Here is a 19,359-nt window from a genome sequence, read left to right on the forward strand (position 1 = left end):
GTCTCTTTTATTTTCATCGTGTAATCACATATTCTATAAATAATGAAGCTATGTTTTTAATTATCTCGATTTCATCATCCATATAAGTCTCAAAATAGATATAACATAATAAATTGATATTCACGGCATCTTTTTATTTCAAACAGTTAACATAATAACAACTATTAATGGTTACTGATAAACAATCAAACAACATTTAAAATGCAACAATGCGATTAAGATCTAACTTATTATTAAAGTAATTTTTGTTAGTTATTTATAAGATAATCATCAGCGTTTTTTTACTTCAATTAATAAATAATTATTCCATCTGTCTTTATCAATGAGAACAACATGGAATATATTTTTACACTATGTATAGTTGGGCTTGTCGCCTACTCAATGTTAAAAAAATTCAATCCCCAAGCAACATTAATTACCGCAGGCTTATTGTTGCTGGCTTACGCATCCATATCAGGAATTGCACCTGTACTTGCCGATGGGAAGACGCAAGGCGCACTATTTTTTGACCTCTGGCAACGTTTTACAGAAATCACCAATACCCGTTTAGGCAGTGTCGGTCTAACACTTGTCTCTATTGCTGGTGTTTCAACCTATCTAAACCACATTGGCGCATCTCAGGCATTGGTGAAAGCCACATCTCGCCCAGTTATGGCGGTAAAAAATCCTTATATCCTGTTGATACTCGTTTTAATATTTGTATCTCTAATGTACGTATTTATTACTGGTGCAACATCGTTATCATTACTCTTAATGGGCACACTTTACCCAGTATTACGTAATGCGGGTATTAGTGCGAAAACAGCCGTTGCTACTATCGTTATTCCAACAGCATGGGAATATGGCCCAGGGCAAATTAATGCGGTTATTGGTGCCAATACAATCAATGTTGAAATCATGGATTTTGTGGTAAACCATCAAACCATATTTCAAGCTATGCTACTTATTTTAATTCCTTTGGTTAACATTGTATGGCAACGTCATTGTGATCGTATTGACGGTTATAACCCATCAGAAGATAGAGGTAAATATTTAGAAACGCTAGAAAAACAACATGATGACAATGATATAGTACCTAAATTTTACGCATTGCTTCCCGTCTTGCCTTTTATCTTTTTATTTGGATTCTCAAGTATGGTAATGCAATCTATTACCATGACAATTCCAATTGCGATGATGTCAACAATCAGTATTTGTATCGTAATAGAAGCAATAAGATTTCGTTCAATTCAACGTGCCTTTGATAATTTTGAAGCGTGGCTAAAAGGTACCGGAATGATATTTGCGAGCGTATTAACGTTAATGATTGCGGCTGAATATTTCTCTGCTGGTTTAACTAATATTGGCGCCATCAACACACTAATTGATACCGCAAAATCATTTGATCTTGGTCCAAGCGGTATTGTTATTGTCTTTTCTGGCTTTATTTTATTAACCGCATTTATTACTGGTTCAGGCAATGCCCCTGTAATGGCTTTTATTCCTATCGTACCTCAAATTGCAACTAACTTTGGTGTTAATCCCCTACTTCCATTACTGCCTATTTTATTTGCAGCGGGCATTGGCAGAACAATGTCACCAGTTGCTGGGGTCATTATTACCGTTTCAGGCATGGCAGGCCTAACACCGATTGATGTTATTAAGCGTACCAGTGTTCCGATGTTAAGCAGTATGGTGGTTGTGTTAATTATGGCGGTTATTCAATACTCTTAATTAGCCCCATAATAAAAAATGATTCCCATCACATATGGGAATCATTTCTTCATTTAAATTCACCAATAAATAATGCAAGCTCCACACTCTATAATCACAATATGACAGTCAGCCAAAATAGTTAAGATAAGGATGCGCTGACAATCGTTTTTAAATCAAAAAGTCATCTTTCCTATTCTAAATTTCTTTATAATATTTAGCTGCTTTATCAAGCACATCTAATGCCTGTTGCTTAGATAGTACACCTTGAATATCAACCTTTGCACCAGCACCTTTATAATTAGAGAACCATGTATCAATGATTGTTAATACGCCAGGATATTGCTGCTGTAATTGCTTTATAGAATGAACATTCTTAAATGGTGATTGCTCAGTTACAGGAACCGCAATTAATTTATCATCTTGTTCACCGTCATCTAGCATTTTAAGACCACCAATTAAGCGAACTTGTGCGACACTTCCTTGCACCATTGCCGAGCCAAGCACTAACACATCTAAAGGATCACCATCGCCACCTAAAGATTTAGGTAATGCTGTATTAGGAATCGTGCCATAGTTACTTGGGTAACCAAGATAATGCACAATCCGTGGTTGGCCATTTTTAAACTCCCAATTAATCACTGAGCCATCAACTTTACTCACTTCCCATTTTTCATTGCTTCCAGTAGGAATTTCAATGATGGCATTAATTGTTCCATTGTTATTTTTCGCGGGCGTTGCTGACAAATAATCTTGATCGGCTTTAATTGTATAAGTATCAACTTTTGAAAAGTTTGAGTCAGCAAACGCTGATGAACAACTAAGTAGCAGACTAATAAACGCAATGTGCTTTTTCATGAGTAATTACATATCCATTAAATAAGTTAACTTATCTTCTTGTAATTAAATGAAAATAAAATGACATAATTATGACGTTTTAAAGTACTTTTGTTAGACATAGCTTCGTGTAAGTGATGGGGATAGAGAACGCATTGTTATCACCTCTTGGTTCAATTTAAGTTGGTTACGTTGATTGGTTTGTTATAGATGGTTTCTTAAATACTACAATGCGGGTTGAGGGGTAATGTAGACTGGTTTCGCTGGGGTATACCTTAAATGACAAAATAGCTTATTTCGTCATTAGGCGTTTTTAGATAGCAACTAAAAGTTAAAGTTTTCATTAATAACTACCGAGAATTCTCGACAGTCTAATTGTTATATAATTTGCAACAGTTGTTTGGGTCGAAGGTTCTTTCTTAGCATTAAGGTCCAATAATGTGCATTGGCACACATATTTTTAGTTCTGGCTCTTTACGTTCGGGGATAAACTACTCCCGCATTTAATAATATCCAGATATAACTCCGCTGTGCTAATAGTGACCCTAATAAGAGTAGTTACTCCTATCCTTGTCATTCGTTAGAAAGCTTATACATAAAGGATCTCTCTTTTGACAAGACTTTCAGGAATAAAACCATCTCAATTGACACGAGTTGGATACACATATCAAGATCTTATGTGTATCCAGATACTGATAAATTGGTATCACGAGCCAGAAAAATACCAATGGATAAGTATTGAAGATAGCCAAGGGCTAAGTGGTGTAAAAAGCCTTGACGATGTTATTTGTTTTACACCTAGTGGAGAGTATGAGCTCTACCAAGTCAAATTCACAACTGATTCAACTCGTGATGATCTAAGGCTTGATTTTGATTGGCTATTAAAGAAAAAACCGAAGGGTACTTCTCTAATTGAAAAATGGTCTGCTGATCTTGAAAGGTTTAGCGATTCAAATGTGATATCGGTTGCTAAACTTATTACAAATAGGAAACCCGACACCATATTATCTAATTGTCTTCATGGGAACAAGATCGACTATAACCTGATTCCAGACGAAGTAAAATTTAAAGTATCAACCCAGCTTGGCGACGAACGAAAATCCATAATATTCTTTGAAAACCTAATCTTTGAACACAGCCAACACGAAATCGATGATTTAGAGCTCAAACTTCAGGACTCATTAGTTCCCGATCATGCAAATAATGAAAGCTGGCTTCAGCTATTAAAAACAGTTGAGCGTTGGGCCACTCGAAAAAACGAGCCGTCCCCAGACGGGAGAATTTGTCTCGAGCATATTCGTGAGATCTTATCCCTTGGTTCAAAAAGGACTATATCTCAGTTTTTTGAGGTGCCGGGAGGCTACATACCACCTCTAGAAGAATTCCATAGCGAAATAATTGAAAGAACTACCAAGCCTGGTTGCTCGGTTATCTCAGGTCTTCCTGGCATGGGGAAGAGTACATATCTTTCTTTCTTGACCGACCAACTTATAGAGAAGAAGACACCAGTAATAAGGCATCATTATTATTTGTCTCCACATTTTATTGGAGATAGGATTGCCTTCAATAACGCTGCACAATCACTACAAAGTCAAATAAAGATCCTATACCCATCTGATTTTAATAGCGATGAACTTGATCCTGAAAAATTAGAACTGTGGATTCGCAAGGCTGCTGATATAGCGACTGAAAGTAATGAAATACTTGTCGTTATCATTGATGGGCTAGACCATGTTTATCGTGAAAGATCAGATATCAATCAACTTGAACACCTAGTTAATCGAATTGATCCACTCAAAGAAAAAATTTGCTTACTCTATGGTACACAACCAATAAGTGATGAATATTTACCTAATTCATTATTACGATCAGCACCAAGAGATAAGTCATGGCTCGATATTCCAGCTATGGGATTAGCTGCCATTAAGGATAGAGTAGACTTCTTGGTCTCCATTAAAGAAATAGATGTTGTTGGTGTGAATGAACACAGAAAGCAAGAAGTTATAGAAATATCGCAGGCATTACTAAATATTTCAAAAGGATATCCCCTTCATATTATTTATTCTCTAAACAGCATGAAGTTGGCTAGAAATAAAATCAATAAATATGACGTGGAAAAGCTTCCAATCTGCCCTGATGGGGATATACACGCATACTATGAGAATTTGTGGGTTTCACTATCTGAAAGTGCGAAAGAAATTCTCCTTCTTATTGCTAATGCTGACTTTTCATGGCCGGATAAAACGCATTTAGGATTTTGTTTTGATGACAGTCTTATTTTTAGAAATAGCTTTGCTGAAATTCAACATCTCATTGAAAATAGACTTAGCGGAATAACACCATTTCATAACAGCTTGTTTGTTTATCTAAAGCGAAAAGATGCCTTCTCCACATCAAAAGAAAGGTTAAATACGAAATCAAAGGTCTGGATCGACCGGCATGCCCCCGAATACTGGAAATGGGGTTGGGATTGGATAATTCAAGCAAATTTAGGGAATGCGACTCCTCTACTACAGGGGATCACCAAAGAATGGCTCGTTCGCTCACTCTGTAAAGCATATCCATTAGAGCATATAGAACACATAGTCGGGGTTGCTGAAAGTATAGCCTTTGAACAATCACTGTATTCTGAGCTATTGAGACTTCGAATGTTGAAAATGAGGTTGTTGAATGGCCCTGAATTTCAGATACAGGATTTTAGTCAATTTTTGGATTGTTCACTTAACTGTTCATCAGATAATTTTGGGCTTCTTTGGAGAGCCGATAATCTGAGGATTATTCCTGATAAGGAAATTGTAATCGTTGCTAAGCATTTACAAGGAAAAAATGAAAAAATAGTTAAAGATTGCGAAAGAGAAATTTATCGCAGGATACAATTTTATGCCAGATTAGAGGATTCTGAACGCTATCAGACATTAAATAGCCTTGTTGATGACTATTTACAAGTCTTGATGAGCTATGATAATCCTGATTTAGAGCTCATCAATGAGTTTTATGAAAGACTTACCGATAAGTCATCGTCCTTCACAAGGATCGTAGAACTACTTGTTCAATATGGGCATAGACATTTACTATTAGATTTATCTCTCTTTGATATACCAAAGGATATTTCTTCAAAAATAATTGATGAGGTTGTTTTGGCAGCTTGCATTGAAGGTGTACCATTAGAAGAAACCTCCCAAAATCTTAATATTTCCAATTCTAGCTTAGGCTTACTCCATTTAATGCTAAATGGAAAAGATATTGATTCTGAAGAAGTCACACAATTAGAGTGCCCAGAGAGGTATGAAGACGCCACTTATAATCTTTTCTATCAGTACTTCTTCAATACTCTAGCTCACAGGTTTAGTAACTCGGTAGTTATTGAGAAACCGTATTTGGTTGAGCCGAATACGGTCGAAGAGTTTATAAAAAACTCGTGGATGACTTTTCAATATACATCAGCCACTATCGCTAAAAAGCTTAAGGCAGGAGATAAATTCGAAGTATCGGAGCTATATAATTGTTTCGTCATTCTTGAACTACCAGATCAATTCCGAGTGGGTTATAAATTAACGCCCGTATTATTCAATATAAGAAAATCTTTAGCCAAGATAGCCTTACATCTAAATATTATCTGTGACTCGATTGATGAGTTTACTATGCTCAATGACAGTGATTTTTCGATGCTTACAAAAAGTCACTGGTGGGATTCGTATGTGTTTTTCGATGTTGCTGCTCAAAATTCGATTATTAGCTTTCCTAAAAAGACTATATCTCAAGTATTTCATAAGCTCTTTGATACAGAGATTCATCGAAGAGAAGACACAGCTACACTAGCAAATGACAGTCTTGAAATGGGAATTTTGGCAAGTAAGTACGGACTTCACGATGAAGCTAACTTATTTCTCCAGCGTACAGCTTTGAATATGGTCGGGTATGGTTATAGAAAAGACATTACTTTACATGAAGTTTTTGAAGTCATTGACGAGTGCTCAAACTCGAATTTCCCTCAAGTACCTGACTGGTTGAGGCGTGTAGCAACATTTACAACAGATGTTTTTGATTTTTCAGAACGAGAAATAAGGCATATTCCAAATTGGTACACAAAATTATTAGCAAAACACAACCCAGAACGTCTGGTTGATGAATTTGACTATCATTTGTCAGAAGAAAATTGGCATCGAACAGATGTTATTCTTGAGAATATAATCAAGACATTTCCACTGACTACACAATCAGAGTATTCATTTCTACGTTGTATGACCACGGTTGATGCACTCAGAGCATTAAAAGAAAGGGCTGAGGGGAACGCAACACTAGACAAAATTTATCAAGAGCAATGCAAAATTATTGGTGGTATTCCCCCACTTCCTAGAGAACTAAATTCGACAGAACATGAAGAAACACCTGAATTCTCCAACGTTAAGGCTATCCAGCCGAACAACTTGGATGAATTAAGTTCTACTTTGCACTCCATATCATACAAAGTTCGCAAAAAATTTATCATAGATTGGATAACGCACTGGAAAGAGCAAGGACAGGGTGCCATTATTCTCAATTCGTTTAACGAATATTATGAACAAGAAAAATCAGACTATGAGCTTAATAGGTGTTTGCATGAAATATATTTATTGAGTAAAACGATTAATGGCAAGACAAAAGCATATACATGGGCCATTAGAGATATAAATCTTAATAATAGCTGGAATCGTTATGCTTACTCTCAGTCAGAAGAATCATTAAGAGAATATGGTTCAACATATAAGAACAAATGGGAAAGTATTTTACGAGATACAATGTCGCCAGGTTCATCGAAGGAACAAAGAAACGAGGCAATAATTGTCCCCTCGACTCAACTTGTAACTTATTTAGTTGCCGCAGGAAAGTTGGAACTTGCTGCTGAAATTACAGAGGCCATGGTTGGCAGTCTTGAGGGAGATATTGCACATCTTCCACTAAATGAGCTGTATTGGTATAAGCAACCTATTGAGCAAAGAGTTGCCCCCTTACATCTAATTTATCTTCATTATAAATGGCCTGATCGCTATGCTAGACTCCAAACGGCAAAGCAAATCTCAATACTCTTGCAAGACGATACTAATACTGAATTTCGTTCGCTATATATCCAATATCTATCAAAACAGCAGTATGAAGTTGATATCGTAGATTATTTGTCAATTCTCTTACTTATTGAAAAATCTCCCTTTAACACAGGAGATATAGTTCAAAACATACGTTTTCCCTCTATTATATCAGATGAACTGATATCAAATCTGGACTATATCGATGCAGGAAGGGATGATTTAACACCTTTATATTCTCAGTTTTTGGAAGATCTAATTCCAAATAAAGCAAAGTATGAAAGATATGCCAATGGCCTTTTATTTAGGTACATAACGATTATCGAAAAGTTGGAAAAAGAATATAATGCTCCGCTAGTTAAGCATTTTCTTCTTGAATGGGAACAAATTCAGAAAAGACATTCTTGTCATGTTTTCAACCCCTATAACTTCTGTAGCGATCAGTTTTCTTCTCGAGACAATATTAGGTGTAGTTTTTCATGGACTGCAGAATCATCAATATTATCTGCGTATACTAGGACGTTGGCTTACGCTATCGCTCAACACTCTATCCCTGAAGATATAGCTTTGATGCATGCTGAAGAAGTATTGCCCTTTGGCTCTATTGCAATAAACATCTCACCTTCAGAACCGCCTAAAATCTGGCCTAGGTTAGACGATTTAAAGAAGGATGATCTTTTACCTGGTCAAAGTGAACTTGATCAATACCTTTCCCTGATAGCCAATTCGGACGAAATATTATTACATGCCAATGGCCCTGTTCTCAGAAACCATACTGGCGTTTGTATTGATCTAAGGATCATCTTAGTTTCTATATATGATACCGAAATGCTCAACCCTCATTACATATTCGATTCAATTGATCGTGGGAATACTGAAGAAGGTATATTTCCTTTAGCCAAGAAGACTTACCCATCTTCCTTTGGGCGATGGGAAATTGATTGGCTATTTAGAGGCTATTTCCGTCCTACTTATTGTGTTGGAGATTTACCAATAAACTCAGTAACCCAGAATGAATCCAGTGTAGAATATTTTGGCGGTACAGTAAGTAATGGTGTCTGGAAATATTGGGTAGATCACTGGTATCCAGCGCATAGTGTAGAAATTGGTAATTCATTAGGAACTTATATGACTGTACCTAAAGATTTTTTTACTAAGTTAAAAGAACATACAGATAACAATTATTATCTAGTTGCTAAAATGACTTGTGTTGACAGACGTGAATACATACGTGATGAGGGCGCCATTATAACCTTCGCCATTCAATCTATTTAGGAATCACTATTCGTAATGGTATAGAGTTTCCTTTGAGGTATAACATAGTTATTCTTGAGTCAGATTCTGGTACTAATAAAAAGATATAGCGTCAAAAATTAAATTTTGGCGCTGTTTACATATCGTACTATTTTGTTCAAAAATCAGCTTACTTTCAAGTCGCTTGTGAAAAGCGCCAAGCGATTCCGTCATAACCAACTTCACAAATATTATGCCATATCGACGAACTTCCTCACCCATTTCACATAACATCTGTTACATCTACTAAATTTAGAAATGCCATATTGAACTATTTTCAAATCATAGGCTTTTCTATGAACTGGAATCAATAAATGTTACTCACTATGGCTGCAAATAAATTAAGCCATTTCTATCTTATGTTGTTATATTTATTCAATAACACTTAGAAAATAACATTATTATCTAGCTCAAGATAAGGTGATGAAAGTGAAATTACTTTAAGTCTCTTACCTGAATCAACTTGTATATCAACACTAACGACGTGATTATAAATCAGGCAATAATTACAGGTTAATTCCACTTGCTCATACTCAAATTCACAACCATTAGCACAAAGCCAACCTTTTTGTTGTACTGGAATAATGGGAAAACGTCGAGAAACAACAACAGATAGCAATTGTGTTGTTATATCCATTGTAAAAGATGTTATACAAAAAGTGTTTAATGAATATTCCCCGTTAGCATTTAGCCCTGTAACAGTGGTTTCAAACCCATCTGATACTTGTAATAATATCGATCCTTCAAGCTGCACTTTTTTCATTGCCAGTATTTTCTCTATCATCTCCATTTCCTTCCTTTCATTTTTTAATCACGAAAAATACCTTAGCGAGCGAATTAATCGTTACGCTATTCTCGGCACTTTCGCAATGACCTTGTCATAATGACCATTGTGTCAATGTTGATTAACTACATGTTAAATAAGAACATAATCATGTTTCATCTCTTTTTATATTAAATAACAACAATAAAGAAGGAATAGATGGTAGATTCGTAGGCAGTGTTGTTACTGGGTTAACAACAAGAGGACTTCGATAACTTGACGCAATGGTCATAATGACAAGTTTTAGATAACTTTAGGTTTATTTCTTGGAATCGATGTTTTGAACGATTTAAATACCGCTCTGTCATTGATAAATTGCCTTTGCCATGGCCATGACCAATCCAAATGGATGCTGCAAAAACATCATTCATTAAAGTTGCAACTTTCTGAACCGCTGATTTTCGGCAAGAATGCAATCCTAATTTAATATCTTTTAATTTATTTTTTAATGAATAACTTATTTTTTTTATTACGTTGTAAACACTTTGTCTGGATAAAGGCTTATCTTTGTTTGTGATTGATTTATTACGAATGAGTTCATCTCGAGGAAATAAATATGTACGCCCTTTGTGTTTTTTTAATCGTCGAGAAAGCATTTGTTCTATAGCTTTAAATGATGAAAAATCGATTTGCCGAGAGTGGGATGGCAAGGTTCTTCTTAAATAATTGTAAATTTGAGGTTTTTCTTTATCGTAGTAATGCTGTTTTGCTTTTTCATAAGCAACACCCAATTGATATTCTTCTGCTATAAAACCCAACTCATCTAGCGAAGTTGCCAACCTGATAATCAACGATGCGTTTAGGTCGACCATGTGTTTTCGTAGCCATTGCCTCCCTTTTATATTCCATTGTTTATCAAGGTGCTGGTTAACTTTTCTGGTTAATTTCGCTTTGTCGGCTTTTGTATTAGATAATGTTATTCTTTTCTCTTTTAAATTGATCTGTGAAAATTTCAACTCCCTACATTCTATATTTCTCAAGCCAAAAGTGACACAAAGTAGAAACATATCAAACCAAAAATTATCTATTTTTTTCGCTTGCTTTAAAAACTGAGGAATTAATTTATCAGGAATTGCATCAACGGCTAAAGTTCTTTCATTCATCTTAAACTCTCCTAACGGTATTCAATATCACATATTTAAATTTAGCCCATTTATCTATTTTTAGACATTATTATACCGCGACTATAACTGCAGATTAAAATTAGTTCGTTAATTTGAGGTAATACTTGTTGTGACTAAATGGGACTTGAACTAGGGATAAATACAGAAATACTGGACACCCATAACTTTTTACTTAGATAGTGTCATTCCAAAAAAAGAATGCGGGTGATGATGATAAGAAATCTACCCACAGTGTGTTGAGTTTTTAAAGTAAAGATATGGCTGTCCTATGTTTAGTCCAGACGTAAAAAAGCCCGCAATTTCTTGCGGGCTTCTCTATTTGGCTTCACTCTACTGAACTTGAACCAGTGATACACGGATTAACAGTCCGCCAAGCTTCTAATAAAAAGCAACCAACTGAGCTAAGAGGGAATTGTTTAGTGATGAAATCTGATATCTTGCACTCTCAAAAACTATTTTTACTAAATTTCAGACGTAAAAAAGCCCGCAATTGCTTGCGGGCTTTTCTATTTGGCTCCCTCTACTGGACTTGAACCAGTGACATACGGATTAACAGTCCGGCGTTCTACCAACTGAACTAAGAGGGAATTGTTTGGAGCAGGTAGCGGGAATCGAACCCGCATCTCAAGCTTGGAAGGCTGGAGTAATAGCCATTATACGATACCTGCGATGTATCTTTACAAATTATGGTGGTGGGAGAAGGATTCGAACCTTCGAAGGCAGTGCCGGCAGATTTACAATCTGCTCCCTTTGGCCACTCGGGAATCCCACCGAAATTTAATGGTGCCGACTACCGGAGTCGAACTGGTGACCTACTGATTACAAGTCAGTTGCTCTACCTACTGAGCTAAGTCGGCACACTAATTTCTTTTTTTACTACCAAGTCGAAACTTGATAACTAAATATGGCGGAGAGATAGGGATTTGAACCCTAGATACGCTATAAACGTATGCTGGTTTTCAAGACCAGTGCTTTCAACCGCTCAGCCATCTCTCCGTAAGTGCGGTGAATATTATAGTCATCTGCTGTATCTGTAAAGCGAAAAAACACAAAAAAGTTCCAATCAAACAAATTTTAACCATAAAGTATAAAATAAACACATTGCATTGATTATAGAAGCTTATTTTTCCTGTTGATAACGTTACATTGATAATTATCATCGTCGCTTAAGTACAATTAGGTAAGTTTTTTATTACACTTCATTGTAGCTTCATCAAAATGTTACGTTTAGACAGTGCTAATTATGACTTCTATATTACGTAATCACATATAAATAGACCTAATCTCAGGCATCTTTAATAATTTATGATTTTTTATATTGATTAACAGAATTCAAAATAAGCCAGTTTATCGAATAAATTAGACAAAACAACACATTTACCCTACAAATGATAAAACTAAAAACATTAACTTAGATTATGCTTTTAAGTGTATTTCATAAACAAAACTTGTATCTGGGTTGTCTTTATATCGTCGAGTGTTAACATATTTTAAAGATTACTATCAACTCAATATAAAGAGATTTACAGTGTACCTATCTATACAATACTTACGGGCTTTAGCAGCAATAATGGTGGTTATTGCTCATTCAAACCATAAGGCAATGATTTACAACATCGATCTTCTGAATTTCGTCAAAATTGGCGGAGGCGGGGTTGATCTGTTCTTCATTATCTCAGGTTTTATCATGTGTTTAACTGTAGATAGAAATCGACAATCCTTTACTTCATTTATGAAATCCCGTGTAATACGTATTGCACCTTTATATTGGATTTTAACTTGTGTCGCTTTAACCATTTACTTAATTAATCCGGCCTTAGTCAATTCTTCGTCTTCACATTCAACGTCTATATTCTCTTCTTTTACTTTAATCCCTAATGGACATCCATATTTAATCAATAATGCATGGACATTAAGCTATGAATTCTTTTTCTATTTAATCTTTGCTTCCTTCTTATTTTCTAAAGACAAACAAAAATTATTTACATCGATTGCTTTAATTATTTTAGTGATTGTAGGTCTTATATTCCCACCTGCACATCCAAAATGGGTTTTAAACCCAGCCACATTTATTACAAATCCAGTTTTAATCGAATTTGTACTAGGCATCGTTGCATATAAAATCATAACTAATAAAATGATTTCAATGAAAATGGCAGCTATAGCAACAATAGTGGCATTGATATTACTGATTGCTCATAATTTTGATTGTTCACTTTTACCTACCTCATTAGGTCGTGTTATTACCTATGGTATTCCAATGTTCCTATTATTTATTGGGTTCGTTTCTTTAGAATCAAAAATGCCAAAAATTAACCTACTATATCAATTAGGCATGTCATCATATGCACTATATCTAGTACACCCATTTATTATTTCTGGTGTTACGATCGTAATGCGTAAGCTAGGCCTGATCAATATTGGCCCACTTTATGTAACAGCATTAGTCGTTGGTAGCGCCATTGCTGGTTTCTTATGCTATAAATTTATAGAAATGCCAATTGACCGCTTCTTAAAAACAAAGATCAAAAATAAACCAGTTACTGCATAACAAAGTAAGTCATACCATCACAGGGGCGTTTTCTACGCCCCTTTTTACTTTTTTGAATCAAAGATAATTATCTTATGCCTGCTTTGTTTATAGAATGGATGAATTTTTTAGGAAGTTTACTCACCTTCATTCACAATTTACTTGAGCTCTTTCAGTGATTTCTCGTCAATATCAGCAATAAATCATAACCAATTGATTAATATTAAATTTACATTGTAAATAAGCATAAATTAAAGTTAAAAAAATGGCGTTTCTATTAAGTTAATAGAAACGCCATTTCTAAATTTCACTACCATATTGGTATTTATGCAAACTTCATTTCTCCATTACTATCAAGATAAAGTGCCGCTTTTTCTTGGCCAATCAATTGTGCAGCATAAGACGGTGTAACAGCGCGTAATTCACCTTTCGTTGATAAAAAAGTTCCTTCCCATGCTTGATCACGGTATGTACCTGATTCTAAAATTTCAATAACAACTTTCATGGTTAACCTCAACGTTTAATAAAAATAAAATAATGACCAACCCCTAAGGCAACTCATCTTTTTTAAATCTACCAGCATTAAATTAATTGTCATCCCATGTAAATTGCAACGTTAGATACATAAATAGAGAGCATGAAAAACCATTCTTCGTTAATTACCTTCTAAAATGCGTTAGCGTTTCTTTTCATGCTTAGTCACCAACAACAAAATAGCAATAACATATTGAATTTAAATAACATAGATTTAAATTCGTATTATAAATACGATCCGATATTATTTAAACTCAGCATTGATAACCTATCAATGTACTGAGCAACAATGATAACCACAGATCATGTAAAGCAAGTTTTCATTTTTGATCAATACAACAGACCAAAATTGGAAGTTAACTATTTTATTCAATAAAAAAACCCGCGTTTAGTACGCGGGTTAATGATAACAATATAATTTTATTCGCTTAAATAGCCCAACCGCCAGCGTAGAACACCACTAATGCGATTGCGATAATAACCGTACCAATATTTAATCGTTTAAAATCACCAGACACAACGCGACCAATAACCAAACTCACAAAACCAAGCATAATACCTGTAACAATATTGCCTGTTAGCACAATAAAGACGGCACATAACAACCCAGATAACGCATCAACAGAGTCGTTCATATCTAGCTTGCTCACATTACTTAGCATCAATAAACCTACATACATTAAAGCTGGCGCAGTTGCGTAAGCGGGAACTAAATAGCTTAAAGGCGCTAAAAACAGCATGAAAACAAACAAGAGTCCAACCGTTGTTGCCGTTAGACCTGTTTTACCACCGGCAGCAGTACCCGCAGCAGATTCAATATAAACCGCTGCTGGAGAGCCTCCAACAAAACCAGCAAAAATACTACTTACTGAATCGGCAGTTAACGCTTTACCGCCACTAATGATATTGCCACGTTCATTCAATAAATTAGCTTGGCCTGCCACCGCTCGAATCGTACCTGTCGCATCAAAAATAGCCGTCATCACTAACGCAAGCACTGTCGGTAAGATCACGGGGTTAAGCGCACCCATAATATCTAAGGAACCAACTAAAGAGCCTTCACCACCAAATGTAGGCAGTGCAAACAAGCCATGGTATTTCACATTAGGATCGAAAATGAGACCAAAAACTGAAATAGCAATAATGACGAGCAAAATACCGCCAGGTACTCGACGTTTTTCAAGACCTATAATTGCAGCCAACCCTACCAATGACATAATCACAGGCAATGACATAAAATGGCCAAAAGCCACCGGTAAGCCTGCTTGTGGATTCTTGATAACCAAACCCACACCATTAGCGGCAATCAATAATAAAAATAGTCCAATACCAATACCTGTACCATGTGCAATTCCTGTCGGCATATTTCTCATGATCCAACCACGAACACCCGTCACAGTGATCAGCGTAAATAGAACCCCCATTAAAAATACAGCACCAAGAGCAACAGGAATGCTGACCCCTTGTCCAAGTACTAAGCTAAAAGCAGTAAAGGCAGTAAGCGATATCGCACAACCAATGGCCATTGGTAATCTCGCCCACAATCCCATCAGTAATGAACCAAAAGCTGCAACTAAGCAGGTTGCAATAAAAACAGCACTTTGATTAAAACCAGCCGCACCTAACATGCTTGGTACAACAATGACTGAATATACCATTGCTAAAAAGGTCGTTAACCCAGCGATAATTTCTTGTTTAACACTGCTACCACGCTCAGATATTTGAAAATAACGATCTAAGCCGTGCGCTGGTAAACTTTGGGTATTGGATCTATTGTCAGCAGACATGATGTCTTCCTATAATTTTCTAGTTTCAAACCGTCATCACTGGCCATAATTTATTACTGCGCCAACGCAAACGTTTACGTTTTCAAAAAAAGAAAAGGCTGAAGTGATTATCTTCAACCTTTATATGATCTCTACCTGAGGATGATACCTAAAAAGTAACCTCTACCGCCACTAGAAACTACTTTTTTTTGCCTATTTAAAATAACAGACTTACAGTTATCATAAAAATCCCTTATCGCCTTAATGAAAAATACTACCAAAAAAACCGTGATCTACGCATCATATATTCCACAAGAAATCTAATTAATAGTAATTAATTCTATTTAACCCTGCTATAAGTAATGATTATACAATTTTTTTCTTTACAACTAGACGTATACTCAGCAGCACGAACAAAAAAAGACTATTAGCTGATTATTGACTCTGCAAATATCTCAATTTGCTTTATCCATAATTTTTGACTCTTTATATAGAGCGTTAGGTGATTGCAATGAAACATACACTTTGGCCTGCATTTATTGATGTTGTAAAACGCGATGTTGTACCAGCTCTTGGCTGTACTGAACCCGTATCCGTTGCATTAGCAGCAGCAATTGCCGTAAACAAACTTAATATTAATCATCAACAAATTACCGGAATTGAAGCGTTCGTATCGGCTAATTTAATGAAAAATGGTATGGGTGTAACTGTACCTGGTACTGGAATGGTCGGGCTAGAAATCGCCGCAGCGACGGGTGCTATTGCAGGCGACAGTCAGGCGCAATTAGAAGTTCTCAAAAACCTTACTCCTGAAGATGTTGCTATTGCAAAAGCGATGCTTGATAAGAAATTAGTAACCGTTAGTGTTGCGGATGTCAGTAATATTCTGTATTCCAAAGTCACCGTCTTTAGTGGCGATCGCTCTGCAAGCGTCATCATTGCAGATACTCACACTCATATACTTGCAATAGAAGAAGACGGAATAACAACTTACATTGCTGATCCAAAAAATACGACTCACTTGGCCAAAGAAAAAGTTAATACCAATCCTTTCACTGATGCTTGTGCTCAAGATATTTTTGACTTCGCAACACAAGCACCATTAGCAGATATTAGCTTTATTGAGCAAGCTTACCAGCTCAACAATGCACTTTCGATTGAAGGCTTAGCGGGTAACTATGGCCTTCAAGTGGGCGCAACTTTTCAGCGTAATATTGATCGAGGCTTGCTATCAGCAGGGCTATTAACAGACGTATTACTACGTACTGCAGCAGCTTCTGATGCTCGAATGGGTGGCGCCATGAAACCAGCGATGAGTAATTCTGGTTCAGGCAATCAAGGTATTGCTGCGACTATGCCGGTGGTAGTCGTCGCTGAATTTATCAAGGCGACTAACGAACAATTAATTCGTGCTTTAATGCTGTCACACTTAATGGCAATTTATATTAAAAGCCATCAAAACAAATTATCTGCCTTATGTGGTGCAACAACGGCTTCAATGGGCGCAGTTGCTGGAATGACATGGTTGCTTGGCGGTAATATTCAGCAAATCAGCGCTGCAATCAATAGTATGATTGGCGATATTGCTGGCATGATCTGTGATGGTGCAAAAACCAGTTGTGCAATGAAAGTATCATCATCCGCAGGCTCTGCCATAAAATCTGCATTAATGGCACTTGATGGTTTTAGTGTTACAGGAAATGAAGGCATTGTTACAAACAATGTTGATAGTACTATTCGCAATCTTTCAGCATTAGCAAATGGTTCGATGACACAAACAGATGTTCAAATCCTTGATATCATGATTAATAAATAACCACACATTCAGCTAACTTGTGGATAAATCCTCTAGATATACATATAAAGCTAGATAACTCAGTTGCTTTTTTATCATTATCTAGAGGACTATATTGTCTTATTTCTTCGTTCATAAGCAAAAAACAGTAAAAACAGCATTTCCCCCTCCTTTAATATTCTATTTGACTATAAGTTATTACTTCTAGTTATTTAAAAGCCACTATAATAGCGTGATAATTCCCTCCATAAACAGCGTAAACACTATTAGGCAAACCACTTTATTGACTTAAATAAATCGCCCTACCCTATCTTTGTTGTAACGACATTGAGTGCGTTTTATCTATCCGTTTTTTTCTGATAAGTGGTTCTAAAATATTTAAATAACATAAAGTTAAAGCCAAATGCATGAGCCATGAACACTCTTTTTAGCTTCTCTTTCGTTATAATTTAATTGCTTTATATTGCTAGAAAGACGCGAACTAGATTGGCGATCCTGCCACCAAAATAATAAGCCAAACACTGTGTTTAGGTTAATCATTCAAGGCTGACATTACTATGAACCAAACAGTCAATAATTCCCCTTCAACAGCGAATACGCCGTTGCATGTTCGTGCCAATATGACGCTTGAACAATGGCAACAGGCGATAAAATTTGACAATGTCGACATCGGTTGGATTGTAATGAGTATCGGCATGGCCGTTGGTGCAGGTATTGTATTTTTACCTGTCCAAGTAGGGGTTATGGGATTATGGGTATTTTTACTTTCAGCTGTGATCGGTTATCCAGCCATGTATTTATTCCAAAAGCTCTTTATCAATACTTTGGCTGAATCAAAAAAATGTACGGATTATCCTGGTGTTATTTCTGGTTATTTAGGTAAAAACTGGGGAATTGCGTTAGGTATTCTTTATTTCTTAATGTTAGTGATTTGGGTCTTGGTCTATGCATTAACCGTGACCAATGATAGCGCCTCATATCTACATTCTTTTGGTGTAACGAAAAACCATCTTAATCATAATGTCTTTTATGGGTTAGCACTGATTAGCTTACTCAGTTATATCGGTTCTAAAAGTGAAAAAATCTTATTTAAAATATCAGGCTTTATGGCTGTCACCGTCTTGCTATTAGTCGCGGTTATGGGGGTATTATTAGTCCCTCAATGGAGCCTTACCAATATTACTCCCGTTGAAAATTGGGGCTTAATGTTGAAAAATGCCATTATTACATTGCCATTTACCCTTACATCAATTCTGTTTATTCAGTCATTGAGCCCAATGGTTATTTCTTACCGTTCACATGAAAAATCCATTGAAGTTGCACGTTATAAAGCCACTCGTGCGATGAAAATTGCATTTACTATTCTCTTTGTCATTGTCTTTTTCTTTGCAGTGTCGTTTACTTTTGCCATCAGTCAGACTGAAGCTAAACATGCGATGGAATTAAACATTTCAGCACTCGCAATGATTGCACATTACTTCCCTGGTAGCTCTGCGACAATTGTTGGTATCGTGATCAATATCTTTGCCGTTGTGACTTCATTCTTTGGTGTTTTTCTTGCCTTTAAAGAAGCCTGTCGCGGTTTAGCCATGAACCTACTTGAACGTAAATTTGATCCAAGCAATATTAATATCAATTTGGTGAATAAGCTTACCACTGTATTTATTATTTTAATTGCGTGGGGTGCGGTTGCTTTAAACTTACCGATTCTATCGTTTACATCAATCTGCTCTCCAATATTCGGTATTGTAGGTTGTTTAATTCCTGCCTATTTAGTGTATCAAGTACCACATTTACATCAATATAAAGGCACAGCAACAAACCTTATCATCATCACTGGTATCTTGCTCTGTATCTCACCGCTATTAGTGTTTATCTAAACCGTCACATCCTCATAAAAAC

Annotated in this window: 10 protein-coding genes and 6 tRNA genes; 5 read left to right on the plus strand and 11 right to left on the minus strand. The window is 36.0% G+C overall.

Going from position 1 to position 19,359, the window contains the following annotated elements; all coding sequences use genetic code 11:
* The first annotated feature begins 333 nt into the window (after positions 1 to 333).
* On the plus strand, positions 334 to 1,713 hold the full coding sequence (gene dcuC / locus CZ809_RS05895; RefSeq protein ID WP_080156446.1) for a C4-dicarboxylate transporter DcuC: 1,380 nt from the start codon (positions 334 to 336) through the stop codon (positions 1,711 to 1,713).
* Positions 1,714 to 1,890: 177 nt separating this feature from the next.
* Here the strand turns inward: dcuC and CZ809_RS05900 are convergent, their stop codons facing one another.
* Positions 1,891 to 2,550: an inorganic diphosphatase gene (locus CZ809_RS05900; RefSeq protein ID WP_080156447.1), complete on the minus strand. Its 660-nt coding sequence runs from the start codon at positions 2,548 to 2,550 to the stop codon at positions 1,891 to 1,893.
* Between the two features lie 590 nt (positions 2,551 to 3,140).
* Between CZ809_RS05900 and CZ809_RS05905 the strand changes: the two genes are divergently transcribed.
* Positions 3,141 to 8,867 carry a P-loop NTPase family protein gene (locus CZ809_RS05905; RefSeq protein ID WP_080156448.1) on the plus strand — a complete coding sequence of 1,909 codons (5,727 nt, stop codon included), beginning with the start codon at positions 3,141 to 3,143 and terminating at the stop codon, positions 8,865 to 8,867.
* A gap of 403 nt (positions 8,868 to 9,270) precedes the next feature.
* Here CZ809_RS05905 and CZ809_RS05910 read toward each other — a convergent pair whose 3' ends face one another.
* The 8 genes from CZ809_RS05910 to CZ809_RS05940 all read right to left on the minus strand — a co-directional run bounded on the left by CZ809_RS05910 (position 9,271) and on the right by CZ809_RS05940 (position 11,828).
* A complete protein-coding gene (locus tag CZ809_RS05910) occupies positions 9,271 to 9,669 on the minus strand; it encodes a hypothetical protein (protein ID WP_080156449.1) in 399 nt (132 codons plus the stop codon).
* A 230-nt stretch (positions 9,670 to 9,899) separates the two neighbouring features.
* Entirely contained in the window at positions 9,900 to 10,811 is a 912-nt protein-coding gene (locus CZ809_RS05915; protein WP_080156450.1) for a site-specific integrase, read from the minus strand.
* A 341-nt stretch (positions 10,812 to 11,152) separates the two neighbouring features.
* A tRNA-Asn gene (locus CZ809_RS21145) sits at positions 11,153 to 11,244 on the minus strand.
* A 99-nt stretch (positions 11,245 to 11,343) separates the two neighbouring features.
* Positions 11,344 to 11,419, minus strand: a tRNA-Asn gene (locus CZ809_RS05920).
* A gap of 6 nt (positions 11,420 to 11,425) precedes the next feature.
* Positions 11,426 to 11,500 (minus strand) — tRNA-Gly (locus tag CZ809_RS05925).
* 19 nt (positions 11,501 to 11,519) lie between these two features.
* Positions 11,520 to 11,604 (minus strand) — tRNA-Tyr (locus tag CZ809_RS05930).
* Positions 11,605 to 11,613: 9 nt separating this feature from the next.
* Positions 11,614 to 11,689, minus strand: a tRNA-Thr gene (locus CZ809_RS05935).
* 48 nt (positions 11,690 to 11,737) lie between these two features.
* Positions 11,738 to 11,828: transfer RNA gene (locus tag CZ809_RS05940), tRNA-Ser, on the minus strand.
* A 532-nt stretch (positions 11,829 to 12,360) separates the two neighbouring features.
* Here CZ809_RS05940 and CZ809_RS05945 point away from each other — a divergent pair.
* Entirely contained in the window at positions 12,361 to 13,383 is a 1,023-nt protein-coding gene (locus tag CZ809_RS05945) for an acyltransferase family protein (protein ID WP_080156451.1), read from the plus strand.
* Between the two features lie 304 nt (positions 13,384 to 13,687).
* On the opposite strand, the gene CZ809_RS05950 is transcribed toward CZ809_RS05945, so the two are convergent.
* Both CZ809_RS05950 and CZ809_RS05955 read right to left on the minus strand, forming a co-directional pair.
* Complete coding sequence (locus CZ809_RS05950) at positions 13,688 to 13,867, minus strand: hypothetical protein (RefSeq protein WP_080156452.1); 180 nt, start codon at positions 13,865 to 13,867, stop codon at positions 13,688 to 13,690.
* Positions 13,868 to 14,324: 457 nt separating this feature from the next.
* Positions 14,325 to 15,683: an NCS2 family permease gene (locus CZ809_RS05955; RefSeq protein ID WP_080156453.1), complete on the minus strand. Its 1,359-nt coding sequence runs from the start codon at positions 15,681 to 15,683 to the stop codon at positions 14,325 to 14,327.
* Positions 15,684 to 16,173: 490 nt separating this feature from the next.
* Between CZ809_RS05955 and CZ809_RS05960 the strand changes: the two genes are divergently transcribed.
* Entirely contained in the window at positions 16,174 to 17,478 is a 1,305-nt protein-coding gene (locus CZ809_RS05960) for an L-cysteine desulfidase family protein (RefSeq protein WP_080156454.1), read from the plus strand.
* A gap of 536 nt (positions 17,479 to 18,014) precedes the next feature.
* The gene (locus tag CZ809_RS05965) at positions 18,015 to 19,337 is read left to right on the plus strand and encodes an SLC5/6 family protein (protein ID WP_080156455.1); all 1,323 of its coding nucleotides are present in this window, start codon (positions 18,015 to 18,017) and stop codon (positions 19,335 to 19,337) included.
* Positions 19,338 to 19,359: the final 22 nt, after the last annotated feature.

The sequence above is a fragment of the Photobacterium piscicola genome (genome assembly GCF_900166965.1).
Lineage (GTDB): Bacteria > Pseudomonadota > Gammaproteobacteria > Enterobacterales > Vibrionaceae > Photobacterium > Photobacterium piscicola.